The following is a 1,500-nucleotide window of genomic DNA, read 5'->3' as shown; positions in this document are numbered from 1 at the left end:
TCGATGAAAATGTCGACCATGGATGTGAAGTTCCCGGTGGTGCGGGAGAGGTGAACGACGTGGCCGGGTTCTCCGCGGAGTTCCCATCCTGCGGTCAGCATCGGGGTCAGCGTGGCGTGGAGGATCGCGGTGAGTTCTTCGGCAGCGCGGGTGCGCAGGATTTCCATGTCGTCGACGTCGTCTTCGCTGCCTGGGTCGATGATCCATCCAAGCATGTCGCAGGCTTCGATTCCGACTATCCAGATCTGCGCCGGTGCGCCCAGCGGGGTGAGGGTTGCCCATCTGATGAGTTTGTCGAGTTTTTCGATGGAATCTACTGGGCCGGTGAGTGTATGGCCAGAGGGTGTGTAGGTTCCAACCGCTGTGACAATGACGGCGTGGCCGTCTGCTGACTCGCCGGCGGGAGGAAGAGCGGCCGGTTCGGTTGCGTCGAGCTCGGACGCGTGGGTGGGTTCCGTTTCCGGCTCCACGTCAGCGGCGGCCTTGACTTGGGGCACAATTGGTTCGGTGTCCGAGACCGACGACACGGGCGACATCGAGTCCTCACCGTGACGATCGGCATCGGTGCTTTCACCGGTTTCTGGTTCGACGTCTGCCTCCGGGGCGGCGTGATCTGCTACATTCGGCGATGTGGCGTCCAGGCCGGCATCGGAATCCAGGGCCGCGTCGTCGAGCGCGAAGAGAGCTGGTTCAAAATCGAGCTCAGAACCATCCCCCTGAACTTCGGGCACCGGAGGAGGATCGAGGTCGAACATGGGTATCTGCTCCCACTTTTTCGCCGCCATCACTGCCCCGTCGTCACTGCTGGTGTCTTCATGATTCGAGGTCGAACGCTGATCGCAATGCCCTTGTCAACAACACTTCCTGCGCCGGCAGCAGAAACCCCCGGTTCACACCGAGAGCCGACACCTGGATCGTCGTCAACCCATCACAATCGACAACAGATCCGTCCTCGACGCCGTTGCCTTCACCCAAACTCAGCTCCGTCGACAACCCCCGCCCCTCCGCACGAATCGGCGCAACAGTAACCGTCCCCAGATGAGGCCGAACCAACTCTCTCGTCAGAACCAACACCGAAGAAACGCCCGCGCCGAGCTGCGCATCGTGGATCGGGCGCACTCAGCTCTTCTTCCCGTGCGCGGCAGCGATATTCACATCGCCGCCTGCGCCGTCAGACAAGATCTCCACGTCACGGACCGCCAACTGCCGACGCTGCTCACGCTCCAATGCTCGAAGCACGACTTGGGCACGGCTTTTCGCGCGCCCGCCGCTGACCTCACCGTCGAGAAACGCCACAATGCCCTCGGGCAGCCGTACCGCGATCTGCGTACTCATAACCATCATGATACCGAATTGGGATGCAAACCGGTACCGGCCCCAAATCCATTCATCTCCTTGCAACCACCGCCCCTGACACTCCCGGTGCCGGGGACTCACGCCACATCCCACAGAAATACACTCGCGCTGCGCGCTCCCCTCTTCCACTCACCAATGGATCGA

The 1,500-nt window shown here is 61.7% G+C and carries 2 protein-coding genes and 1 pseudogene; all 3 read right to left on the bottom strand.

Going from position 1 to position 1,500, the window contains the following annotated elements; translation table 11 throughout:
- A pseudogene (locus tag R4P70_RS32480) lies at nt 1–785 on the bottom strand (hypothetical protein); the annotation flags it as partial.
- Nucleotides 786–813: 28 nt separating this feature from the next.
- Nucleotides 814–1,119 carry a type II toxin-antitoxin system PemK/MazF family toxin gene (locus R4P70_RS32475; RefSeq protein ID WP_021334703.1) on the bottom strand — a complete coding sequence of 102 codons (306 nt, stop codon included), beginning with the start codon at nt 1,117–1,119 and terminating at the stop codon, nt 814–816.
- Nucleotides 1,120–1,335 (bottom strand): hypothetical protein, encoded by a 216-nt coding sequence (locus tag R4P70_RS32470; RefSeq protein ID WP_030538123.1) that lies wholly within the window; start codon nt 1,333–1,335, stop codon nt 1,120–1,122.
- Nucleotides 1,336–1,500 lie beyond the last annotated feature (165 nt).

This window comes from Rhodococcus sp. IEGM 1241 (assembly GCF_033142365.1).
GTDB classification, from domain to species: domain Bacteria; phylum Actinomycetota; class Actinomycetes; order Mycobacteriales; family Mycobacteriaceae; genus Rhodococcus_F; species Rhodococcus_F erythropolis.
Note: the sequence above shows the minus strand (reverse complement) of the source record. Positions and strands in the feature narration are given on the sequence as shown.

Bases quoted from the DNA above. Each gene is read 5' to 3' on its own strand.
- R4P70_RS32470 (WP_030538123.1), bottom strand. From the start codon at position 1,335: ATGAGTACGCAGATCGCGGTACGGCTGCCCGAGGGCATTGTGGCGTTT.